19 protein-coding genes are annotated in these 24,560 nt (G+C 38.8%); 11 read left to right on the plus strand and 8 right to left on the minus strand.

Annotated features, from left to right (window positions below; genetic code table 11):
- Positions 1-57: 57 nt before the first annotated feature.
- The gene (locus AB1Z56_RS15730; RefSeq protein ID WP_426789614.1) at positions 58-2,487 is read right to left on the minus strand and encodes a TonB-dependent siderophore receptor; all 2,430 of its coding nucleotides are present in this window, start codon (positions 2,485-2,487) and stop codon (positions 58-60) included.
- A 224-nt stretch (positions 2,488-2,711) separates the two neighbouring features.
- Here AB1Z56_RS15730 and AB1Z56_RS15735 point away from each other — a divergent pair, with 224 nt between their 5' ends.
- The gene (locus AB1Z56_RS15735; protein WP_426789615.1) at positions 2,712-3,848 is read left to right on the plus strand and encodes a serine hydrolase domain-containing protein; all 1,137 of its coding nucleotides are present in this window, start codon (positions 2,712-2,714) and stop codon (positions 3,846-3,848) included.
- A gap of 153 nt (positions 3,849-4,001) precedes the next feature.
- Here AB1Z56_RS15735 and AB1Z56_RS15740 read toward each other — a convergent pair whose 3' ends face one another.
- Positions 4,002-4,526 carry a glutathione peroxidase gene (locus tag AB1Z56_RS15740; protein ID WP_313268687.1) on the minus strand — a complete coding sequence of 175 codons (525 nt, stop codon included), beginning with the start codon at positions 4,524-4,526 and terminating at the stop codon, positions 4,002-4,004.
- Positions 4,527-4,537: 11 nt separating this feature from the next.
- Positions 4,538-5,404 carry an N-acetylglucosamine kinase gene (locus tag AB1Z56_RS15745; protein WP_309364059.1) on the minus strand — a complete coding sequence of 289 codons (867 nt, stop codon included), beginning with the start codon at positions 5,402-5,404 and terminating at the stop codon, positions 4,538-4,540.
- A gap of 336 nt (positions 5,405-5,740) precedes the next feature.
- Here AB1Z56_RS15745 and AB1Z56_RS15750 point away from each other — a divergent pair, with 336 nt between their 5' ends.
- Positions 5,741-7,486 carry a M61 family metallopeptidase gene (locus tag AB1Z56_RS15750; protein ID WP_426789616.1) on the plus strand — a complete coding sequence of 582 codons (1,746 nt, stop codon included), beginning with the start codon at positions 5,741-5,743 and terminating at the stop codon, positions 7,484-7,486.
- Between the two features lie 52 nt (positions 7,487-7,538).
- Here the strand turns inward: AB1Z56_RS15750 and AB1Z56_RS15755 are convergent, their stop codons facing one another.
- Complete coding sequence (locus AB1Z56_RS15755; protein WP_309364055.1) at positions 7,539-8,039, minus strand: hypothetical protein; 501 nt, start codon at positions 8,037-8,039, stop codon at positions 7,539-7,541.
- Between the two features lie 262 nt (positions 8,040-8,301).
- Between AB1Z56_RS15755 and AB1Z56_RS15760 the strand changes: the two genes are divergently transcribed.
- Both AB1Z56_RS15760 and AB1Z56_RS15765 read left to right on the plus strand, forming a co-directional pair.
- The gene (locus tag AB1Z56_RS15760; RefSeq protein WP_426789617.1) at positions 8,302-10,068 is read left to right on the plus strand and encodes an AMP-dependent synthetase/ligase; all 1,767 of its coding nucleotides are present in this window, start codon (positions 8,302-8,304) and stop codon (positions 10,066-10,068) included.
- Positions 10,069-10,103: 35 nt separating this feature from the next.
- Positions 10,104-11,105 (plus strand): YihY/virulence factor BrkB family protein, encoded by a 1,002-nt coding sequence (locus AB1Z56_RS15765; protein ID WP_426789618.1) that lies wholly within the window; start codon positions 10,104-10,106, stop codon positions 11,103-11,105.
- A gap of 5 nt (positions 11,106-11,110) precedes the next feature.
- On the opposite strand, the gene AB1Z56_RS15770 is transcribed toward AB1Z56_RS15765, so the two are convergent.
- Together AB1Z56_RS15770 and AB1Z56_RS15775 are read right to left on the minus strand one after the other, a co-directional pair.
- Positions 11,111-11,797: a hypothetical protein gene (locus AB1Z56_RS15770; RefSeq protein ID WP_426789619.1), complete on the minus strand. Its 687-nt coding sequence runs from the start codon at positions 11,795-11,797 to the stop codon at positions 11,111-11,113.
- A gap of 63 nt (positions 11,798-11,860) precedes the next feature.
- Positions 11,861-12,472, minus strand: coding sequence for a WbqC family protein (locus AB1Z56_RS15775; protein ID WP_426789620.1), 612 nt, complete (start codon positions 12,470-12,472; stop codon positions 11,861-11,863).
- An 87-nt stretch (positions 12,473-12,559) separates the two neighbouring features.
- On the opposite strand from AB1Z56_RS15775, the gene AB1Z56_RS15780 reads away from it, so the two are divergent.
- The 7 genes from AB1Z56_RS15780 to rplI all read left to right on the plus strand — a co-directional run bounded on the left by AB1Z56_RS15780 (position 12,560) and on the right by rplI (position 18,752).
- The gene (locus AB1Z56_RS15780; RefSeq protein ID WP_426789621.1) at positions 12,560-13,426 is read left to right on the plus strand and encodes a lysophospholipid acyltransferase family protein; all 867 of its coding nucleotides are present in this window, start codon (positions 12,560-12,562) and stop codon (positions 13,424-13,426) included.
- On the plus strand, positions 13,423-14,454 hold the full coding sequence (locus tag AB1Z56_RS15785; RefSeq protein ID WP_309364045.1) for a glycosyltransferase family 2 protein: 1,032 nt from the start codon (positions 13,423-13,425) through the stop codon (positions 14,452-14,454). The genes AB1Z56_RS15780 and AB1Z56_RS15785 overlap by 4 nt, the downstream gene beginning before the upstream one ends.
- 119 nt (positions 14,455-14,573) lie before the next feature.
- Positions 14,574-16,598, plus strand: coding sequence for an NAD-dependent DNA ligase LigA (gene ligA, locus AB1Z56_RS15790; protein ID WP_426789622.1), 2,025 nt, complete (start codon positions 14,574-14,576; stop codon positions 16,596-16,598).
- Between the two features lie 37 nt (positions 16,599-16,635).
- The gene (gene dapA / locus AB1Z56_RS15795; RefSeq protein ID WP_309364041.1) at positions 16,636-17,514 is read left to right on the plus strand and encodes a 4-hydroxy-tetrahydrodipicolinate synthase; all 879 of its coding nucleotides are present in this window, start codon (positions 16,636-16,638) and stop codon (positions 17,512-17,514) included.
- A gap of 147 nt (positions 17,515-17,661) precedes the next feature.
- Complete coding sequence (gene rpsF, locus AB1Z56_RS15800) at positions 17,662-18,030, plus strand: 30S ribosomal protein S6 (protein WP_046671750.1); 369 nt, start codon at positions 17,662-17,664, stop codon at positions 18,028-18,030.
- Positions 18,030-18,293, plus strand: coding sequence for a 30S ribosomal protein S18 (gene rpsR, locus AB1Z56_RS15805; RefSeq protein ID WP_028071347.1), 264 nt, complete (start codon positions 18,030-18,032; stop codon positions 18,291-18,293). Before rpsF ends, rpsR begins: the two co-directional genes overlap by 1 nt.
- Before the next feature lie 15 nt (positions 18,294-18,308).
- The gene (gene rplI, locus AB1Z56_RS15810; RefSeq protein WP_046671751.1) at positions 18,309-18,752 is read left to right on the plus strand and encodes a 50S ribosomal protein L9; all 444 of its coding nucleotides are present in this window, start codon (positions 18,309-18,311) and stop codon (positions 18,750-18,752) included.
- Positions 18,753-19,328: 576 nt separating this feature from the next.
- Here rplI and trxA read toward each other — a convergent pair.
- Positions 19,329-19,649: a thioredoxin gene (gene trxA / locus AB1Z56_RS15815; RefSeq protein WP_046671752.1), complete on the minus strand. Its 321-nt coding sequence runs from the start codon at positions 19,647-19,649 to the stop codon at positions 19,329-19,331.
- 124 nt (positions 19,650-19,773) lie between these two features.
- A complete protein-coding gene (dnaE, locus tag AB1Z56_RS15820) occupies positions 19,774-24,192 on the minus strand; it encodes a DNA polymerase III subunit alpha (protein WP_426789623.1) in 4,419 nt (1,472 codons plus the stop codon).
- Between the last annotated feature and the right edge of the window lie 368 nt (positions 24,193-24,560).

Consider the following 24,560-nt stretch of genomic DNA (forward strand, 5'->3'; position numbering starts at 1 on the left):
AAAAAACGGAGTCAGCGACATGCTAACTCCGTTTTTTTTATGGATTAAAGCGCAATATTACCTCTTCTCGAATTTATACGCTAGAGTTGCCATAAAACTACGTGGTGGAATCGGGTTCACACTATAGTTTTCATGGATATAGTAGTTGAACGCATTGGTTATATTAGATAACTTACCCAGGATACTCCAGTTTTTATACTCATAACCAGCTGAAAAATCTATTGTTGTGAATGGACTAACTGATATCAAACGATTTAGGCCGTCTCTGATATTCGCTTTGGTATTGTTCCACCCCGCATTGCGACGGCCTGTATAAAAAGCAGAGAAACCTAATTTCACCCCCTTTACTGATCCATCTTGAAAGGTATAAAACACGGTTCCATTAGCGGTATGTGGAGTTGACCCTACCTGTCTCTCGCCTTCTGCATTGCCCATATCACTTGTTTTCGTATACCGTCTAAAATTATAGCTATAGCCGGCAATAATATTTAGTCCTTTTACTAGCTGTCCACGCAAGTCAACTTCAACCCCATCCGAAGTTGTCTCTCCGGTAAATTCCTTCATCTGATTATCTTTGATAGATCCATCCTCTGAAATAACAGCTTGAGCAAACCTGTTATTTTTGATTCGATAAACCGATGCATTAGCCGTTAAGCGACCATTCATAAATTCGTTCTTGACTCCAAATTCGTATTGATCAATTATCGAAGGCCCTAAGGAGCGATAGTCACGATCATATCCTGTATTTGCTTCAAAATTACTTGCATAGGTAACAAAAATGCTTGAGCTTTTAATTGGTTGATATATCAATGCAAATTTCGGAGACCAAGCCTTGTCAATTTTAGGTCCCTCCGGCTTGTTCGGTGTGATCGTTTGATTTCCCTTATCATCAAGCACCCTTGATTCTGGAGTTTTCTGATAAGTATACCTTACTCCTGCAAGAACTTTAAATTTTTCAGATAGTTCGATTAAATCCTGAACAAACACACCAGATCTATAGATTTCTGTTCTTGTCGAATTCTTAAATGAGGCATCAGGTATATCTGTACGTTCGCCACCAGGATGAAAAACATTAATAAGATCGTAGACTTTTGTTTTTCCATCCCAGCCGAAAACATTGCCCGCACTAGAAATATTATAAGTAAAGTTTTTCGTATCAGACTGATCTGCATCACCTCCAACTAACAAATTATGTTTAATCCCTGATGTGTAAAATTTTCCTGTTAAATTTATTTGCTGATTGGTCGTGATTTCTTTTGATTTTGTTTTATTCAAGGCAATATTCAGATCTCCATTCGCCTGAATCTGAACCCTTTCAGCGCCATAATAATCTCTATTGTAAGACTGTGCCCCCAATGCGATATTTAACTTCCAATTGTCATTAAATTTATGGTTTAACGCTGTCTGGAAATTAGTCTGTTCAATATTATTATATGCCCAAACTGTATTTAAAAATCTATTTCGTCCAATTGCCTGATCGATTTTTCCGTCGACCGTACCAATACCAAAATCCGGTGTATTACTTGCTTTCAAATAATCACCATTTATTTCAATCTCTGTTTTTTCCGATGCTTTTATCAATAAAGAAGGATTTACATACGTTCGGTTATTCTTAACAACGTCTCTAAAACTTCTGGCATTTTCGTAGGTTCCTATAATTCTAAATGCGACATTATTACTTAAAGGGCCATAGACATCAATAGTTGGTTTGTAAAAATCGTAGCTTCCTGTTCGAAAACTTACTTCTCCTCCATAATTAAATTTAGGCTTTTTAGTTACCATATTAATAACAGCGCCCCCAGTTACCCCGCCATAAAGTAAAGCCGCACTACCTTTCAGTATTTCAACAGATTCCAAAGTAGAGGCTTCAATAGACGCCCCATTATTTGTCCGAATACCATTCTTAAATATGTTATTTGAACCTAAACTGTACCCTCTGGCGTAGAAGTTTTCATTTACCCCGCCACGATTCGCTCCCATCGCAACACCGTTTGCATTTTTCAACGCATCACTCAGGCGATTAACCTGTTGATCCGCAATCACCTGTTCGTTTATAATTTGTACACTCTGCGGCAAATCCCGGTCAATAATACCTGCTTTACCGACATTAACTGTTTTGCTGTTATGCGAGTTGTAGCCCACCACTTCTACTTGTTCCAATTGAGATTCAGAAATATTCAAAGCAACATTAATGGCTGTCGCCTTTCCATTTTTAACCTCGATAGTCTGCTCCTCAGCTCCATTTCCGATACTTTTGATCCGAATAGTATAGGTTCCATCTGGAAGATTAGAGAAATGGAAGCTTCCATCACCAGAAGTCGAAGTAGATCTACCTAAAGAAACTATGGTTACTGTAGCTGATTCAATTGGTGCACCATCTTTGGTTTTAACACGGCCATGTATCCCCTTACTTTGCGCCGATGCATCCAAATGAATTGCTCCTACCAATCCTAGACTTAAAACAAGTCCTAGAAAAGTTCTTTTCATGTTAATAAATTGTGAGTTCGTAAAAATTATTTGTCGGCGCAAACATACGATATTATATTATTGTTTAGAATAGTTTTAAATAAAAATAGCTTATTGTTATAATAAATGAATTATTCAGCCGCATAGCGGCTATGATATCTAGCTGAATCATCGTAACTATATCTATTAATCATCAGGATTTCCTTACATTTATACCATAACTAACATACCAACTAATCAATTCAATGAGAAAGCACAAGCTCTTACTTTCCGTCTTTATTTTTCTATTCGTTCCCACATTTTTGCTGGGCCAGCAGATACAGGTCGACCATGATCTCACAGAAATTATGCGTCGGTATAATACCGTAGGGCTCAGTGTGGTCGTCGTCAAAAACAATAAAATTGAATATCACAAAAATTATGGTTACAAAAATTTGGAAACCAAAACAGCTCTCGGAGAAAATGACCTCTTTAGAATTGCTTCGATTTCAAAGTCATTCACCGCAACATCATTGATGCAATTAATAGCAGATGGCCGATGCAAACTGGATGACGACTTTGGTGATCTGATTGGGTTTCCAATCAGAAATCCCAACTTCCCAGACAAAAAAATCACAGTCCGCATGATCCTTTCCCATACGTCCAGCGTCAATGATAAAAACGGTTATTTCAACTTAGATGTAATCAATCCATCCAAGAACCCAAATTGGAAAGATTCCTACAACCTTTATGAACCCGGCACACAATACCAATATTGTAATCTCAATTTTAATATGGCAGGAGCGGTTCTAGAGAAACTGACCAATACACGTGTCGACAGCTATATTGTTAACCATATCCTCAAACCGCTCAATCTATATGGTGGTTACTGCATAGACTCCTTGGATCAGAAAAGATTGGTTCCCTTATATGCCTTTGATGAAAAGGGAAATCCCCATGAAGAGCCGAGTGCCTATAATCCACGTCGGGAAGAACTCAATCAGTACATCTTGGGATATAGCACTCCTGTACTTTCTCCGACAGGTGGAATGAAAATATCTGCCTTAGATTTAGCTAAATACATGATGATGCATATGAATTACGGCCATAGTCAGGGGGAAAACATCATCCCTAAAAAGTATGCGAAAATTATGCAGACAGCTGTGAATAAAGAATCGGGCTATGGATTAGCGATTATGAACAATGCAAAAATTGTCCCCGGCGTTACTCTGACAGGACATACCGGTTCGGCATATGGACTATATAGCGCTCTGTTTTTCGACCCTGCAAAGAAATATGGATTTATTGTGATAACTAATGGCTGCAATATTCCCGACAGCGATGACTTCAATCCTTTGCTCAAAGACTGTATAGTAGCCTTGTACGATGCATATATCAAATAGGCAACAGTTTACATCAAATAAACAAAAGCCAACCCATAAACTATAAGCTTGTCCCTAAGCCTTATGGGGAAACCAGAGGCCCTCGAATCGACTGGACAACAATAAAATAAAAAAGCTGCAGATTTTGCAGCTTTTTTATTTTATTGTTTTTTTCTATTTCTTGTTATCTACCCAGTTGACAATAGCTGGGTCCAGCGGATTGGTCGCTGAACGAAAACGATGGACAAGTTTACCGTTCTCATCGATCAAAAACTTTTCAAAGTTCCATTTGATCTCACCTTTAAAATCTGGATTCTCCTGAGCGGTCAAATACTTAAACAAGGGTGAAATTTGATCTCCTTTTACATCGACCTTTTCGGCCATTAGAAAATCAACACCATAATTTTGTTCACAAAACTCTTGAATCTGCGCATTTGACCCCGGTTCCTGTTGTCCAAAATTATTTGCCGGAAAGCCAATAATGACGAGCTTATTGCCATAGGTTTTGTGCAATTCCTCCAGATCTTTGTACTGTTTTGTAAAACCGCATTTCGAGGCTGTATTCACGATCAATATTTTCTTTCCCTTGAAATCGGACATTTTCACTTCTTGACCTTCAAGTGTCGTAAACTTAAAATCATAAAAGTTGGGATTGCCAAATAACATTGACATATACACCATAATAGTTGCAATAATCATATTTAATTATTTTAAAGACTTAACAATGAATTACTCTCTCTTTCCAGTACCGCATCAAAAAGCTCGTTGATCGGAGATTTTAAAATGGTCCCTACCTGTATCTGATGTGTTTCACACACTTCCCGTAAAATTAAATCAAAACTATACGCAATAGAACCCACAAAGTGACATGCATATTTATTATAGTCTGGATAGGTCAAAATCGAAGCTTGAACAAATTCTTCAAATCCACTCTTTACCAGATCAATAATAAAAGGATGGGTGATATTATCGGACATGAACGGCGCAAAAGATGCTAAGAAAGCATTTGGACGTTCTTTTTGATAAACATTTTTGATGACAATCTCTTTATTGATTCTGTATTTGTTCGCAAATTTTTCGTTCAGATCTTTCGGCATACGGCCATATAAGAAAAGCCTGACCAGATTTTTCCCAAAATATGCCCCCGACCCCTCATCACCTAATACATAGCCATTTCCATTATGCGAAGGCATCAGCTCCTCCCCGTCAAAAAAACTCAAATCAGACCCCGTCCCTAATGTCGCTACATAACCTTTTTTATTACCACAGGTTGCTAAGGCACTACCAAAAAGATCATTCTCAACAGAAATGTAAGCGTTTTCGAATAAGGGCGTCAATGCATTTGAAACCATTTCCCGACGATCGGGTGTAATGCATCCAGCGCCAAAAAAATACAACTCAGTAACTTCATCGGCGTAGGGAATAATTTCGGGTATCTCCTTAATAACACGTGTGATTTCCTTTTCATTCACAAAAAAAGGATTGAGTCCATTTGTACTGAATGAGATAGGCGCGCTATCTGGCAATTCCAACTTCCAATCCGACTTTGAAGAGCCGCTATCAACAACTAAGATCATACAAATTCTTGATTATTTTCCCCCTATAAACTACTGTATCAAACTTAGCAAAAATTCTGATAAAAAACAGATTTTTTGCTTCATCTCCCCAACCCAATTAAAACCGGCATTTCATCCAAAGCAGCAATTTTGCCATCGATTTATACCTCATTTCTTAAATAAATTTATGTATATTGGAGGGTACTATCAGCTTGCTCCTGTCATCGTTCTTTTTCTACTAAAAGAACGATGACAGGAGCAAGCTGATTCATAATTGTAGAACCAACAATCTATTTTTTTGTTTGGTTAAGCGTACGATACTTTTAATTTTGTAAGCTCATACTAAAATCATCTTTCATGGACAGTGACCATTTCAACATACCCGAAATACATTTTGAGGTATCATTTTCAGAAGCACAAGCTCATTATATCGAAGTAAAAATGAGCATCGCAAAGCTCAACCAGCCTTATGTCGATCTAAAAATGCCGGTCTGGTCTCCTGGATCTTATTTAATTCGTGAATATGCTAAAAACGTAGAACGATTCCGATCATTTGACAAAACGGGAAATACGATTGCCTATCAGAAAATTTCAAAGAACACCTGGCGAATACCCACAGAATCTTTGGATCAGATTGAAGTCATCTACGCAGTATACGGTTTTGAAGTTTCTGTGCGTACCAACTTTTTCGATAGTGACCATGCTTTTATTGTGCCTACGGCAACTTTCTTTCATATCGATGGCCGTATAGACAATCCTTCGACGATCAGCATAGCACTAAAAAATTCTTGGGCAAGTATATCAACTGGACTCGAACAAATTGAAGAACGTAAGTTTTATGCGCCAAATTTTGATGTATTATACGATACGCCCATCGAAGCTGGTAATCAGGATGTCTGGAAATTCCAGGCTGCCGGTGTCGAACATGAATGCGCCATGGTCGGAGGTGGAAGCTATGATAAAGAACGCCTGACGAAAGATATCACGCGTATCGTCGAAGAGGAAACCCGCATCTGGGGCTCGAACCCCAATGAGCGATATGTCATTATTACCCACAACTACCAATCTGGAGGTGGAGGTCTAGAACATCTCAATTCAACAGTATTGGGAGCCTCGAGAAATGCGTATCTAAATGAAACAAGCTACAAAAACTATTTAAGTCTCGTTGCACATGAGTATTTTCACCTATGGAATGTGAAACGCTTACGTCCAAAAGCATTAGGACCATTTAATTACGATGCCGAAAACTATACCACAGGCCTCTGGATCATGGAAGGATTTACTTCGTACTATGATAATTTAATTATTAAACGCTGTGGATTCTATGATGAAAAAGAGTACCTCGCTTTGCTAGCTAACGATTTCAACATTGTATTAAACCGCCCGGGGCATGCGATACAGTCTGCCGCCGCCTCAAGTTTCGATACCTGGATTAAATATTATAGGCCTGATGAAAATTCGATGAATTCAGGAATTTCCTATTACAACAAAGGGGCAATGCTAACAGCATTGTTGGATATTAAAATTATTGCCGCTACAGAAGGTAGACTAAAATTGGACGATGTTATCCGCGAAGCTTATGAGGAGTTCTACCTAAAACTTGATCGTGGATTTGAAGAAAACGAATTGAGAAGCCTTGCTGAACGTATCGCAGGCACTTCGCTGGACGATATTTTCAATGCTGCTCATCAGGACGGAGAACTGGAATACAACGATTATTTTAATCTCGTTGGTTATGAAATTGTTGATACCAATGTTGATAACAACACGTTGACACTCGGCATTACAACCAACAAAGTGGATGGGTTAATTTCGGTAGCGACAGTGGAAAAAGATTCTGGTGCATATGATGCCGGATTAAGTGTAAAAGATGAACTGATTGCCATTAATAATAACAGGCTCGATGTTAAAGACAAGGAAATTGATTTCATTGTTCAACATGCCAAAGAGGGGGAAACATTAAACTTCCTCGTGGCAAGAGATGGTTTAGTGCGAGAAATTCCTGTTCAAATCAGAAAGAGCAATAAAAAGATATACGAAATCCGTCCGCTCAAAGAACAAACTTTTCTACAGGAATTGCTGGGTAAAATCTGGATGGCTTAACACGAAAATATTGTCATTAAAAAAGAATAGCGGGAAATCCCGCTATTCTTTTTTAAAATTTATATCTCACCGAAAAACCGATCGGATCAAATAATTTGATACTGGATTCGTTTAGAAAATCGAAATAAGGTTTTACATCCAATGAGATTTGAAACGGTGCCTGCGGAATATTATATTCAATACCTACGATACCGTCAATACTTAGATTAAGCTGTGAATCAAATGAATGACGCTGACCATCGATAATTTTGTCTTTCTCCTTATAAGAACCGATACTACCACCAAAACCATAATACCAATTAAACCCAGCAGTCAATGGTTTATAGATTTCATATAAGCCCACAACGCGGAAACGGCGAAAATCAGAATTACTCTGAATACTCATAATAGCTTCCAATGCGTGGTCCGAGTTAAGCGTGTGACGATATGTAATTCCCTGAGCAGACCCGAATCGTCCACCAATAGCACCCCTATTGTCCAACTGAGCCATAGCTCTATTGGATAATGCTCCAAACATCAGCATTCCACCGACAGCCAAAAATATTTTTTTCATAAAAATCGTACGCTTTTTTTTGCTTTACATTTTTCCAAACATAGATAAATTGCTTTTTATATGCAATATAATTGCAGTGCACATAAAAACTATTTACCGGAACTTCCCCTACGAAGGACCTTTTCACTAGGGTAAATATCCATTACAGCTATAACGAAACAATGTTTAATTTGTTATGACAATAATCCCAAATTATCCAACTTTATTTCTGTATATTTAGGTCAATACAGCATGTAGTAGTAACCAAATAAACTCAAGTGATATGGGCAGAATTTTTGACTTTATAACCTTATATAAAGAAAAATACGCAAAGGACATCATGGTGGCAGGGCGAGATGGAAATGGCAAGTGGAAGACCTATTCTACCAAAGAATACACCGACGCAATTGACACCTTAAGCAGGGCGTTACTGAAACTAGGGCTCAAAAAAGGTGATCGGGTAGGAATCATGTCCGGCAATAGACCCGAGTGGAATTTAGTTGATTTTGCCTGCAATCAAATCGGTCTTGCAACTGTTCCCCTCTATCCCACTTTATCCGCACAGGATCTTTCGTTTATTGTAAATGACTCGGATGTCAATGTACTCTTTGTAAGCAACAGAGAATTGACTGACCGTATTGAACAAGCCATCAAGGAGCACGGTATACACCCACAACTGTATACATTTGATGCCATTGAAAATTATACGCAGCTAAAAACATTCATCGAAACAGCAAAAGATGACTCAACCGACCTGGCTCCACTTCGAGAGGCTGTTACAGAAGATGATCTATTGACACTGATCTACACTTCAGGTACCACAGGACGACCTAAAGGCGTATACCTGTCCCACAAAAACGTATACAGCAACGTCTTGGCATGCAATCATCTCATCCGATCGGATTTCAAAACAGCACTTAGCTTTCTTCCGCTATGCCATATTTTTGAACGCATGGTGGTATATATGTACTATTCGAAAGGAATCCAGATCTATTTTTCCGAGACCTTAGACAATGTTGTTGCCGATATCAACGATGTCAAACCGGATGTCTTCACCACCGTACCCCGTGTCCTGGAAAAAGTATACGATAAGATTATTGAAAAAGGGAAAGCCTTAACTGGATTAAAAAAGAAAATTTTCTTCTGGGCTGTTGATCTTGGTTTGAAATTTCAAGAACCAGAGCATAATGGACCGCTTTATAAGCTCAAACTTGCGATCGCTAGAAAACTGATATTTTCGAAATGGCAAGAAGCTCTCGGCGGAAATATTAAGATCATTGTATCGGGTGGTGCAGCTCTTCAAGAGCGTTTAGCGCGTGTATTCTGGGCCGCTGGACTTAAAGTACTTGAGGGGTACGGCCTGACTGAAACATCTCCGGTTATTGCTGTAAACTCCTACTTACCCAATGGATTGAAATTTGGGACTGTAGGCAAACCCCTGAAAAACTTAGAAGTTAAAATTGCTTCAGATGGTGAGATTCTGGTCAAGGGCCCTAGTATCACGACAGGCTATTATAAAAATGAAGAAGCCACGAAAGAAGCTTTTGACGATAATGGCTTTTTCAAGACAGGCGATATTGGAGAAATTACGTCCGATGGTTTCCTAAAAATAACCGATCGAAAAAAGGAAATGTTTAAGACTGCAGGTGGTAAATATATCGCGCCCCAATCCATTGAAAACAAACTCATGGAGTCTACATTAATCGGACAAGTCATGGTTTTTGGAGAAAATAGAAAATTTCCCGGAGCCTTGATTGTTCCCGCATTTGATGTGCTATCCAAATGGGCAAACCAAAAAGGTATTACCAGTGGTTCAAATGAAGAAATCACCAAAAATCCGGAAGTAATCCAAAAATATCAAGAAGAAATTAACCGATTATCTACTAACTTTGGACATTGGGAAATTGTCAAGAAATTTATTCTTCTTCCAAAGGAATGGACAATCAATGACGGTCAATTGACACCAAAATTGAGTCTAAAACGAAAAATTATTTTAAAAGAGAACGAAGCCGCAATCGACAAATTGTATCAGGAACAAAATCAAGAGTAACAATTTGCACGATTATTGGAGCTGATCATCTTATTATGAAGCACGTTACATTACGAGATTTATTTACACTCGCCTACTGGAAAAACATTTGGCATGTCTTAGTTGATGCCTTTAATGGATTCAATGATGACAAATGTATGAAGAAGAGTGCTTCATTGGCTTATTATACCGTCTTCTCCATCGGCCCACTTCTTATGATTGTTATCTGGTGTATTGGATTTTTCTATGGAGAACATCTTCAAAGTGGATCTTCAGCGCAGGATCAGGTGCTGGAGGAAGTCATGGTTCTTTTCGGTCAGGATGTGACCACGCAGATCCAGTCTTATCTTCAAAAAATCACTTTCGAAAATAAATCTAATATGGGGATCACGATAGGTATCGTTACATTGATTTTGTCCTCCACGACCTTATTCGTTGATATACAAGATTCAATAAACAATATCTGGAAAGTAAAACCGAAACCGAAAAAGGGATGGCTAAAATTAATCATCAACAGACTGATTTCTTTTTCCATCGTCATCGCCCTTGGTTTTTTACTAATTGCCTCACTCATGATCAACGGAGTTATCGTTGCTGTGACCAATTTAGTCATGACTTATTTTCCTTTTATTCCGATTGCACTCATTTCATGGGTGAATACGGGTATCACATTTTCGATCATTGTCATTTTATTTGGCTTTATCTTTTCCTTCCTTCCGGATGCTAAAGTAAAATTCAGGGACATGCTTGGCGGAGCTATCTTTACAGGCTTACTTTTTATGTTAGGCCGGTATGGTATTTCAATCTATCTGAATCTTTCGTCCACAGCCAGCTTTTACGGAGCTGCAGGGTCTATCATTGTCATGTTATTGTGGATCTACTATTCGGCTGCCATATTGTACTTTGGCGCAGAATTCACCAAGTTTTATGCCATTAAATTTGGCGCAGGTATTATTCCTTCTACATTTGCAGTAGCGGTTGAACAAACTGAAAAAGTTAAAAAAACAGGCAGCGACGCCGAAGCTCATGTTGGAGACACGATACAGGTCTTAAAATAAGCCGTCTATTTTTTCTCTTTTTTACCGCTGATAGATCCATCGATGCCAATGACATCGATGACTTTGTCGCCGATTTGCGTAATATCAGATTTTAATCCAACCATGACGGTAAAAATATTCACAGGAGTATCCTGTATCTTCCTAAAATTGTGGAGGTATCCAAGCTCAATCCCTAAGAAGAAACCATTAAACTTATAGTCTGCACCAGCACCTATTTTGCTGGAGAAATTCAGGTGATTTTTATTTTCCATCTTAATCAGCTTTTGGTCTGCGAGCACATTCGCCCTTGGCTCACTCGTCAATCCTACACCGGGGCCGGCAAAACCATAGACATTTAATCGCCGCATCTGCTTTCTAATGCCCCCGGAAAATGCAAAAGTATAGAAGCTGGTATTTGCGTCCTCTATACGATAGGCATAATTGGGGTCGGCCAATCGCTGTTTGTATTTGAATGAAAGGGTATAAAGTGTGGGCGACACAAAAAACATAGGATTTTTCAGGGAGATATCTAAACCAATACTACCCGAAAACTTTGGCGAAAGTATATCTTTGGTTTTTCCGATCGGAAAGCCCATTCCAGTTGTACCCCAATAGTAAACTTTTCGATAATGTATCGTATCAACACCGCCCTGAGCCCGCGCGAAAGTCCAACACAAAGAAAAAAGAAGAAAAGTAAAAAAGAATTGTTTCATTTAAATGCGTTCAATATTGAATAACAACAATATTAAACGCATTTTGTTCAAAAAACCATCAGGCTATAGGTAACTTTTTGATTGTGGTCCCTGATTGAATAGCAAATCGATAATGCTTAAATCGGGATAGAATCCATTTTTATCAGAAAAAACCTGATAATATTCTTTTGGATCACGCCATATACTTTCTTTTTTAGGATGGATCAGGTTACGGAAATCGATCATTTCCGAAGGCGCAGCAACATATTCTTCTGTAAACCCTACTGTTCGTTTAAGTTTGATCGATTTTAGAATGAGTTCTAATTGAGCAACATTAAAGTCTACCAAATACGCAAACTTTTCCTCATAGAACCGTATAAAATCATCTTCATAATATTCAAAATATGCAGAGCTACGGTAAGCTGTCTGGATACTTAGCCAGTGTAAACGCTGCCAGTCAAACTCATAACTTATCCGAATATCTTTCATAGGAACACGTTCTTTATTGCCATGTTGAATGGGTACGATCAAATCCTGCACACCATTTGCGGAAGCAATGCGTGCTCGCGTACGATAACTCTGCTTTTGAAAATGCTCATATTTCTCGATTATCAAAGGAAGATTATGCTCTTGTATCGTATGAAAATAAGATATTGGTGGAAGATAACATGCCGGAAGTAATAACTGCGATTCCATAAAAACTGATGATTTTTGTTATAAGTGACGCAAAAATAACTTAAATTAAGGATATTTGTAAAGAACACTGGGAATTTTAGCTATAGCATGAAACAAAAAGCGTTAAACGCATTAATCTATATCATCTCTCTTCTACCCTATTGGTTTCTATATTTGATCTCCGATGGGCTTTATTACATACTCTACTATATTGTTGGATATAGGAAGAATATTGTATTTCAAAACTTAAAGAATGCTTTTCCAGAAAAAACGGATAAAGAACGTCTGGTTATTGCCAAAAAATTTTACCGCTTTTTCCCAGATCTCCTTGTCGAATCGTTCAAATTGAAAACGATTACAGCTGAGGAAGTCAAGAAAAAGATGACTTTGGAAAATGTAGAAGAATTGACAAGACACCTCGAAGCGGGCAAAAACGTCATCGGGGTGACCTCACATTATGCCAATTGGGAGCTGGGTATTCACCGTTTGAGCTTAATTACAAACTTCCCTACGCTGATTGTATACAAACCACTCAATAACAAAGATATAGACACAGTATACAATGATATGCGTGGAAGGTTTGGCGCCGAAATGGTACCAATGAAACAAATACTCCGTCATATCGTCAAGTTGAAGGGCCAGCCCAATATCAGTATACTCGTTGCCGATCAAACACCGCTATATTCGGATTCCGATTATTTTATTAATTGGCTAAATCAGGAAACATTGGTCTATACAGGGGCCGAAAGACTTTCTAGGATAAGTAAAGCACCAGTGGTCTATTGCTATATCGGAAGAAAGCCCAAAAGAGGGCAATATTTCTGTAAATTCGTTACTTTAATCGAAGATCCAAGTGGCTTTGGAGAACATGAAATTACCGATATACACAATCAATTTGCGGAACAGCTTATTCGTGAAAACCCAGAATATTGGTTATGGTCACATAATCGCTGGAAAAGAAAACGTAGAAAATGAGTAAATTACCAAAAGTAGCTGTCGTTATCCTCAATTGGAATGGGCGATTTTTCTTGGAAAAATTTTTACCATCCGTATATAACAGTTCGTATCCGAATGTCGAATTTGTCATTGGAGACAATGCCTCCGATGATGATTCAATTTCATTTGTGAAACAGTACTATCCGACGATTACCATCCTTGAAAATGACAAAAACTATGGCTTCGCAGGAGGTTATAACAAAATACTGCAGCGTGTAGAAGCGGATTACTATGTACTCCTCAATTCGGATGTTGAAGTGAGCCAAAACTGGATTGAGCCAGTGATTGAATACTTGGAAAGAAACCCTTCCCTGGCAGCAGCACAGCCCAAAATACGCTCATTTCATGATAAGCAGAAGTTCGAACATGCCGGAGCGGCCGGAGGCTATCTGGATTACTTTGGCTTTCCCTTCTGTCGAGGTAGAATCCTACATGAAGTAGAAGATGATGCGGGACAGTACGATAATGAATCCGAGATTTTCTGGGCATCTGGAGCTGCACTTTTTATTCGCTCAGAAGCCTGGAAAGAAGCAGATGGCCTTGACGAAGATTTCTTTGCTCATATGGAGGAAATCGATCTATGTTGGCGATTAAAGAAAATGGGCTATGGCATAGGCTATTGCCCTAAATCCCTTGTTTATCATGTTGGCGGGGGGACCCTCAATGCAAGTAATCCCAAAAAGACTTACCTCAATTTTAGAAATAATCTGGTAATGCTCCAAAAAAACCTACCATTAGGCAAAGCAATATGGATTATTTTCATCAGGCTTTGGTTTGACTTTGCGGCCCTTGCTAAGTTTCTGATCGACAGGAAACCCAAGGATGCCTGGGCAATCAGTCGTGCGCATCAGTATTTCTTCTTGAATATTTTCAAAAATGCTAAAAAACGAAAAAAATACAAGGTCAAAGAGAATACAAAAGGCTTTTATAAAAAATCAATTATCATTGATTTTTACACAAACAACAAACATAAATTTTCACAGTTAAATCCAGAGGATTTCAAATAGCGTATTATTTCCTGGTAACATAAAATGCAGAAAACCGCATTTTAAAAATAAAGCAGTCATTACGACAAGATTCTTTATTTATTTTATTTAAACGTACTTTTTATTTGTAATTTTGCAAAATGTTGGTGATGGATATTGAAAAAAAGATAAAAGACTTAACGGCAGAGCTCAACCATTATAACTATCAATACTATGTATTGGCGAACAGTGTTATTTCGGACTACGACTTCGACCTTAAATTAAAGGAACTCGAAGCGCTGGAAGCTCAATATCCCAACTTTGCCGACCCCAACTCCCCTACACAGCGTGTTGGTGGAGACATTACCTCCCGATTTCAAACGGAAAAACACCGCTGGCCAATGCTTTCATTGGGCAACACATACAATCAGGAGGAATTACTTGACTTCGACCAGCGGATCCGCAAAATCATCGGCGATCAGTTCGAGTATGTTTGTGAATTAAAATTTGACGGTTTATCCATCAGCTTGACTTATGAAAATGGCTTGCTAAGTAAAGCCGTTACACGCGGGGATGGTACACAAGGCGATGTTGTCACCAACAATGTTAAAACGATTCGTTCTATCCCGATCAAACTCAAAGAAGGAGATTATCCAGATCAATTCGAAATACGAGGTGAAATATTTATGCATAAATCAGCTTTTCTCCGCCTGAATAAGGAACGAGCCGATAATGAGGAGCAAACCTATGCCAACCCAAGAAATTTCGCTTCTGGAACCATCAAACTCCAAGATTCTGCTGAAGTTGCAAAACGTCCATTGGACTGTTTCCTTTACTTTTTGTACTGCGACAACAGAACAAATCTATTTCACGATCATTGGAATAGCTTAAACCATGTCAAAGACTGGGGATTCCACGTCAGCGAGCACAGCAGAAAATGCAGCACGTTAAATGATGTTTTTGCATTTATTGACTACTGGGATGTCGAACGTCACAACCTAGGATATGAAATTGATGGAATCGTTATTAAAGTAAATGATTATGCACAACAGGAAGAACTTGGCTTTACTGCCAAAAATCCACGTTGGGCAATATCCTATAAATTCAAAGCAGAGCGTGTAGAAACCACTCTGAACTCAATTAGTTATCAAGTTGGACGTACCGGCGCTGTCACACCTGTTGCCAATCTTCAACCTGTACAACTGGCAGGTACAACAGTCAAACGCGCTTCCTTACACAATGCAAATGAAATCGCACGTCTCGACCTACACGAAGATGACACTGTCTTTGTAGAAAAAGGAGGTGAAATCATCCCTAAAATAATTGGGGTAAACCTCGATAAAAGATTAGCAGGATCGACAAGTTTTGTCTACCCGACTTCCTGTCCGGAATGCGGCACAGCACTTATACGGCAAGAAGGGGAAGCCGTACACTACTGCCCGAATGAAACTGGATGCCCACCGCAAATTGTTGGCAAAATGCAGCATTTTATCGGACGAAAAATGATGGACATCGAGGGAATGGGAGACGAGACTGTGGATACTTTCTTCAAGAAAGGTTTGTTACGCAATATCGTTGACATCTATGGCCTCAAAGACCATCAAGATGACCTACAACAACTGGAACGTTTCGGTCAAAAATCAATCGATAACATGCTCAACGGCATCGAAAAATCCAAAGAAAAACCTTTTGAAAAAGTTTTATTTTCGCTTGGAATACGTCATGTCGGCGAGACGATTGCAAAAAAATTAGCTCAGCATTTCAAAAATATTGATGCACTCGCGCAAGCCTCAACAGAGGAAATCGAAGGAGTACAAGATATAGGACGCCGCATTGCGGAGAGTGTCAAAGAATACTTAGACAATCCAATTCATCAACAACAGATTGTCGCGCTGCGAAATTATGGCTTAAATTTCGAAATTGAGGAAAAGGAGATCATCCTTGCGAGCAATTCACTTGAAGGAAAAACCTTCCTGATTTCCGGCGTATTTGCAGACCACTCACGTGAAGAGCTGGCAGCAGTAATTGAAAGCAATGGCGGAAAGATGTTATCTTCCATTTCCGCCAAATTAAGCTATCTCGTAGCAGGAGATAAAATGGGACCGTCCAAACTAGCGAAAGCAGAAAAATTGGGTATCCCGATGATTAATGATAAAGAACTATTTGAACTCATTAATCCCAAGTAAGTTTTTTTAATTAAATTTATATAAATACAAAAACAAGATGAACGAGCTTCACGGCGCAGGAGTAGCATTAGTCACTCCGTTTAACTCAGATGAATCTGTTGATTTCGAAGCATTAGGTCAGCTAATTGACTTGCAAATCAACGAGGGTATGGATTATTTGGTTTCTTTAGGTACAACTGGAGAAGTTGCCACTTTAACCAATGATGAACGAAAGCGCATCTGGGATTTTACTGTCAAGCGCGTGAACGGTAGACTTCCTTTGGTTGCTGGAATTGGTGGAAATAATACGGCCGAAATTGTGGAGCAAATTAAAAACTTTGATCCAACAGGCTTCTGCGCAATTCTATCGGTATCTCCTTACTACAACAAACCAACACAAGAAGGCATTTACCAGCATTACAAGGCTGTTGCAAACGCCTCTCCGCTTCCGGTTATTTTATACAACGTACCTGGACGTACGGGTAGCAATATAACAGCACATACAACATTGCGACTGGCCAATGATTTTTCCAATATCGTAGCCATCAAAGAAGCTTCTGGAAATTTTGCACAATTCAGCGAAATTCTACGGGATAAACCAGCAGAATTTCTATTGATTTCCGGAGATGATCCGGTTACCTTGCCGATGATGTCATTGGGAGCTGCTGGTATTATTTCAGTGATCGGAAACGCGTTACCGAAAAAGGTCGCCACATTAGCGAAGTTATGTGCTGAAGGCAATTATGCGGAAGCTAGATCGATCCATAATGAGCTTCTTGACATTACAGAGCTATGTTTTATTGAAGGAAACCCAGCTGGGGTAAAATACATTCTGCAGGAATTGGGAATCGGAAAAGATCAATTAAGACTTCCTTTAGTTCCTGTTAGCGAGAAAATACAGGCAGCTATCAAAGAAGAATTAAAGAAATTGAACTAAGATATAGCCGAATTCGGCTGAGAAAAGTTTAGATCCCCCGAAGGGATCTAAACTTTTTTGTTTCAAAGCATTGCAACATAACAATATAATAACTACCTTTGCACTTCCACAAAAGTGGAATTTTAAATAACAAAATTAATTAACAAAATGCAACAGTACGAATCTGTAATCGTTCTTACCCCGTTGCTTTCTGATGATGCTGCGAAAGAAGTAATCGCAAAATTCAAAAACATCTTAACAGAAGGCGGAGCCGAGATTGTCGCTGAAGACAATTGGGGTTTGAAAAAATTAGCGTATCCAATCCAGAAAAAAACTACTGGATTTTATCACTTAACTGAATTCAAGGCTCCAGGTGAATTAATCAATAAATTAGAGGTTGAATACAAACGTGATGAGCGCATTATGCGTTTCTTGACTGTAAGCTTAGACAAACATGCTAAAGCATACAACGAGAAAAAACGTAGCGGTGCATTCAACAAAAAAGCTGAAACTAAAACTGAGGAGGGCGCAAACTAATGGCTAACGAAAATATCCAATACGTAACTGCTCCTAAAGTAGAGGACAACCGTAAAAAATACTGTCGTTTCAAAAAGAATGGTATCAAATATATCGATTATAAAGATGCTAACTTCTTGATGAAATTCGTAAATGATCAAGGTAAAATCTTACCTCGTCGTTTAACTGGTACATCTTTGAAATTTCAACGTAAAGTAGCTCAAGCTGTTAAACGTGCTCGTCACATCGGCTTATTACCTTACTTAGCTGATGCAATTAAATAAGGAGGACGATAGAGAATGGAAGTAATTTTAAAACAAGATATCAAAGGCTTAGGTGAGCAAAACGATATCGTTAATGTAAAACCAGGTTTCGGTCGTAACTACTTAATCCCGCAAGGATTTGCTATCCAAGCGACTGAATCTGCAAAGAAAGTTTTAGCTGAGAACATCAAACAAGCTCAGTTCAAACAAGAAAAAATCAAAAAAGACGCTACTGAATTAGCAGGTAAATTGGAAGCTATCAAACTTTCAATCGGTGCTAAAGCAGGTGAATCTGGTAAAATCTTTGGTAAAGTAAACAGCATCCAAATTGCTGATGCGTTGAAAGCAAAAGGTTTTGATGTAGATCGTCGTCGTATCACTTTCGAAGTAGAACCTAAAGAATTAGGTGAATACATCGCTAACTTAAACTTACACAAAGAAGTGAAAGTTCAAGTTCCTTTCGAAGTAATTGCTGAATAATTCAGTTTATTTAGTCAATAATATAAAGCGGCTATCCTTTCGGATAGCCGCTTTTGTTTTACCCCTTACCTTACCCCAAAAAAAACTCGCGTTACGGAGAGCAACGCGAGGCATAATCTAGGGTATTTGAAAGGGAAAATCTTTATCAATCTCTAATTTTTAAAAAAAAACAACTCCCAAAACACCGAGTCGAAAAAATAACATCAAAACCGAAAAATCGAAACAAATTCTTATCGAAAACCAATTTCAATACCCAAAAGAAGTAAAAAATATCCATTTTTACAAATTAAATTGAATATTTTATCAAAAAATCATAAATAGTTTTAAATTTTCAAAAATACTAACAAAGAAACAGGATATAAGAGCACTAAAAACCATTACAATACTACAAATAATTAATAAAAAACATAAAAACAACAAAAAAAACGTAAATAAACACATAAAAACAGTATAAAAAGAATAAAATCAATATAAAAATCAGAAAAACACAAAATAAAAATAAAATAAAGGAAGTTTAATAGCAAAAAAAAAGCCTGAAATACAATATTTCAGGCTTTTTACTATTGTTTAGCTAAATTATGCTAATTGTTTTTCTAATTTCTCGTTCAATACTGATTTTGGAACAGCTCCAATTTGTTTATCAACGATTTCTCCATTTTTAAAGAACAATAAAGCTGGAATATTACGAATGCCATAACGAACAGAAATCTCTGGATTCTCATCTACATTCACTTTTCCTACAACAGCTTTACCTTCATAATCCTTAGCCAATTCTTCAACCACAGGACCTACCATACGGCAAGGACCACACCACTCTGCCCAAAAATCGATTAATACTGGTTTGTCTGCTTTTAAGACAACTTCTTCAAAGTTGCTATCTGTAATTTCTAATGCCATAATCTTTTAATTTTATAAACCGAAGTTATATCTATAATACTATTTAATTGCTAAAATCAATAAACAAAGATAGTAACAACTACCAATGTATTTGTAATCTTAATTACACAAATTCCAATCCAAACTAATTCAATCGGTAATTTATCCCTTCAAACTTATCTATACAGTCCAAAAATTCATTTGTTAGGTTTATTTTCAGACTTTTAGCTGGCATTTCGACAGATATCTCATCTTGGGGATCCCAAATTTTAAACTTTAATTGACAATTTGGCACAACCCCCTCAATCTCATTTTGCGCCAGTATATCTTTGATTCCGTCAAGAAATGCTTCGTTCAGCTTAGGTAAAGGGATATTGATCGTAAAACTCTTAGCCATCTTCTCACGAAGATCCGATAGCAACTGCACACTGCGCAGCTCAAAGCCCCAATTTCCAACCTGTCTGAAACGCTCCTGTACCAACCCCCGTAATTGCACAAAATAGCCTTCCTGCAAATACCCCTTCAACTTGACGTATTCTTCGCCAAAAACAGCCATATCATAAGAATCACTATAATCTTCTATAATAAATGATGCAAAAGGCTTACCAGTCTTCGTCAATCGATGGTTTGCCGATGCGATAATACCACCAATAACCAACTCTTTATTCTTGATCCGATTAAACTCAAGCAAAGTCTCTTCATCGACCTCTGCCGCCTTAACTTTATTGATCAAGGCCAAATCTGAAACCGAATTCTGACAAAAATGTTCAATCTCAAACCGGTAGGTATCTAAGGGGTGACTCGTCAGATAGATACCAATAACATCTTTTTCATATTTAAGTTTTTCAATCAATCCCCATTGCGGACATGGCGCCAAAACCGGTTCCGGCAACTCGGCGGCCCCGCCTACACCAAACAGACTCGCCTGAGCCGAACTTTCATTTTCTTTAAAGCGCTGGCCAAATCGTATCGCCTTTTCCATTCCTGTTGAACTTTCATCCGAATGAAAATACTGGGCACGATGCGTATTATCAAAACTATCAAAACCACCCGCATAAGCCAGACTCTCGAAAGCTTTCTTGTTGACCGCACGAAGATCTATTCGTTTAGCCATATCGAAAACAGATTTATACAATCCTGATTGCCGCGTTTGCACGATAGCATCCACCGCTCCTGCCCCAACACCTTTTACCGCACCTATTCCAAATCGAATAGCTCCAGATTCATTTACCGTAAACTTATAATAGGATTCATTCACATCAGGACCAAGCACCTCTAGTCCCATACGCTTACATTCCTCCATAAAGAATGTCACCTGCTTGATGTCATTCATATTGTTAGAAAGTACCGCAGCCATGTATTCCGCAGGAAAATGTGCTTTTAAATAAGCGGTCTGATAAGCAACCCAAGCATAACAGGTCGAGTGGGATTTATTAAATGCATAACTCGCAAAAGCTTCCCAGTCGGTCCAGATCTTTTCCAGAACTTTTGCATTATGCCCTTTCTCCTCTGCCTGCGAAACAAACTTAGGCTTCATCTTATCGAGTACAGCCTTTTGCTTCTTACCCATAGCCTTACGCAAGACGTCGGCATCACCCTTTGAAAATCCGGCCAGCTTTTGGGACAAGAGCATAACCTGCTCCTGATAAACTGTAATACCGTAGGTTTCCTTGAGGTATTCCTCACAAGCATCCAAATCGTAAACAATAGGGTCTATACCGTGCTTACGCTTAATAAAACTTGGGATGTACTCGATTGGTCCCGGACGATAGAGTGCATTCATCGCAATCAAATCGGCAAATACTGTCGGCTTTAGGTCGCGCATGTATTTCTGCATTCCAGGAGATTCATATTGGAACACCCCTATGGTTTCTCCACGCTGAAAGAGCTCATATGTAAGCTCATCGTCGATCGGAAATTGATCCGGATCCAGCACAATACCATGGCTTAATTTGACATTTTCAACAGTATCTTTAATCAGTGTCAGTGTCTTTAAACCCAAAAAGTCCATTTTCAGCAAACCGGCACTTTCAACAACGTGGTTATCGAACTGCGTCACATAAAGATCAGAGTCTTTTGCCAAAGAAACAGGAACGAAATTAGTAATATCGTCTGGTGTAATAATAACACCACAGGCATGAATACCGGTATTTCGTACAGAACCCTCCAGCACCCGGGCCTGTCTGATCGTTTCCGCTTCCAATCCAGCACCATCCGCAATAGATTTCAATCTATTGACGGCTTCAATTTCCTCAGTCCTTAGCTTTTCCTTTAAACCGGCATCATCTAAGGTAAAAATCTTGGATAACTTAAGATTCGGAATTAGCTTGGCAATTTCATTGGCATCCCCCAAAGGTAAGTCCAATACACGCGCTGTATCTTTGATGGATGACTTCGCTGCCATAGTACCATAGGTAATAATCTGGGCAACTTGACTAGCACCATATTTATTGATTACATATTGCATGACACGTCCACGACCCTCGTCATCAAAATCGATATCGATATCGGGCATCGACACACGGTCGGGATTTAAGAAACGCTCGAAAAGCAAGTCATATTTAATCGGATCGATATTGGTAATCCCCAGACAGTAAGCTACCGCCGAACCAGCAGCAGATCCCCGACCCGGTCCCACGGAAACTCCCATATCTCGGGCTGCCGCAATAAAATCCTGAACAATCAAAAAGTAGCCTGGATACCCAGTCTTCTCAATGGTAGCCAACTCAAAGTCTAGGCGCTCCCGAATATCAGTCGTAATTTCTTCATAGCGTTTCTCCGCCCCCACATAACAGAGATGGGCCAGGTATTTATTTTCACCACGTTTTCCGCCATCTTCCAGATCGGCTTCCACTTGAAATTCCTCAGGGATATCAAATTTAGGCAAAAGGACATCGCGGTTTAACTTAAATATCTCTACCTTATCAACAATCTCCTGAATATTTAAAATCGCTTCAGGCAGATCATTAAATAAAGTCTTCATTTCGTCTGAAGACTTGAAATAATACTCTTGATTCGGTAAACCAAAACGAAACCCTCGCCCGCGACCTTTTGGCGTGGAAAGTTTCTCACCATCTTTCACACACAGCAAAATATCATGTGCATGCGCATCGCCTTTCTTCTCGTAATATGTATTATTGGTCGCAACAACTTTAACCTGATATTTACGGGAGAATTTAAGCAACGTTTGGTTCACACGATCCTCATCTTCCTGACCATGACGCATCAATTCCAGGTAAAAATCATCCCCAAATTGTTCTTTCCACCACACCAAGGCTTCTTCGGCCTGGCTCTCACCAATATTCAATATTTTATTCGGGACTTCCCCCTGTAAGTTACCTGACAGAGCAATAACATCTTCCTTGTATTGAAGAATAAGATCTTTATCAATCCGCGGCACATAATAGAAACCTGAGGTATAAGCAAAAGAAGCCAGTTTAGCCAAATTATGGTACCCACGTTTATTTTTCGCCAATAACACAATCTGATAACCATTATCCTTCCTGGACTTATCTTTGTGGTTTTCACAAACAAAAAACTCACAACCAACAATTGGCTTTAAAAGCTGACCGGTAGGCTCCTCTCCATTCTCAACTGCCTCCGCATTTTGTGCTTCAACTTCTTTATTATGACCTATAACACGAGAAACAAACTCAAAAGCCCCCATCATATTTCCGTGATCCGTTAACGCAACAGCAGGCATATTATCCTTTACCGCTGCCGACACTAACTTATCGTATGACATCGTTGACTGCAGGATCGAAAACTGAGAGTGATTATGTAAATGGGCAAATTTTGCACGCTTTAAAGCAGCCAGTGCATCCGCGTCAACAACAACTTTAACCTCATCTGGTTCAGACCGCTTTCTAATCTCATCAGAGGCCGCTTTTAAATTGATATGTTGAAGTCCTGCAGTAGGTACAGGGCCTGGATTTTTAGTTTTAAAATCGACGAAGTAGCCTGTGTCTACCTGAAGTTCTTCAGCTGTGAATACCTCTCTTCTTACAAGTTCCAAAAAACAACGTGTTGTCGCCTCAACGTCGGCTGTTGCATTATGTGCCTCAGCAAATGGCACTCCAAATAAATAGGAATGCAGCTCGGTCAAATTGGGTAGTTTAAAGCGTCCACCACGACCGCCTGGAATTTTCAGAAGTTCAGCTGTTACTTCCGTACAGGTATCTAGTACAGGCATATTAGCCATATTGGACGTGACACCATAACGGTAAAATTCACAACCCATGATATTCAAATCAAAACCAATATTTTGTCCAACAACAAACTTGGCTTTATTCAATGCTATATTGAATTTCTCTAGGACCTCTTGCAGCGGCAATCCCTGTTCTTCTGCCAACGCAGTCGATATGCCGTGTATTTTTTCAGAGTCATAGGGTATATCAAATCCATCTGGCTTAATCAAGAAATCGTGATGTTCGACCAAATTCCCCATCTCATCATGAATCTGCCAAGCCAATTGAATACAGCGAGGCCAATTGTCCGTATCGGTAATTGGTGCGTCCCAACGCTTAGGCAAACCCGTCGTTTCCGTATCGAAAATAATATACATAAAATTCTAACCCTCTTTAATACAACACATTAAATACAAGACAATTTACATTTTTTTGAACTTGAAATTTACGAAATTATTAGAGAAGATTGTGTCAGATTTTTGCGAAAATCCACTAAAGAAAATCTGGCGTTACACAATACCGCCGGCTGGTTCCGCTTTAACAAGAAACAGCAGCATAAACTTCTCGATCTTCCTTTTTTTATGCACATCGAAGGAGTCAATATCAGGCCAAATCTAAAACCGCAACTGACCATTTACAGCCCCACAATTTTCTATTCGGGTATGTATCCTCAAGATAATTAAAAACCAGATACTCCCATATAGGAGATAAAACAGCTCAAATTTAATATTGTAATAGTTACACT

This window comes from Sphingobacterium sp. WOUb80, assembly GCF_050058145.1.
Lineage (GTDB): Bacteria > Bacteroidota > Bacteroidia > Sphingobacteriales > Sphingobacteriaceae > Sphingobacterium.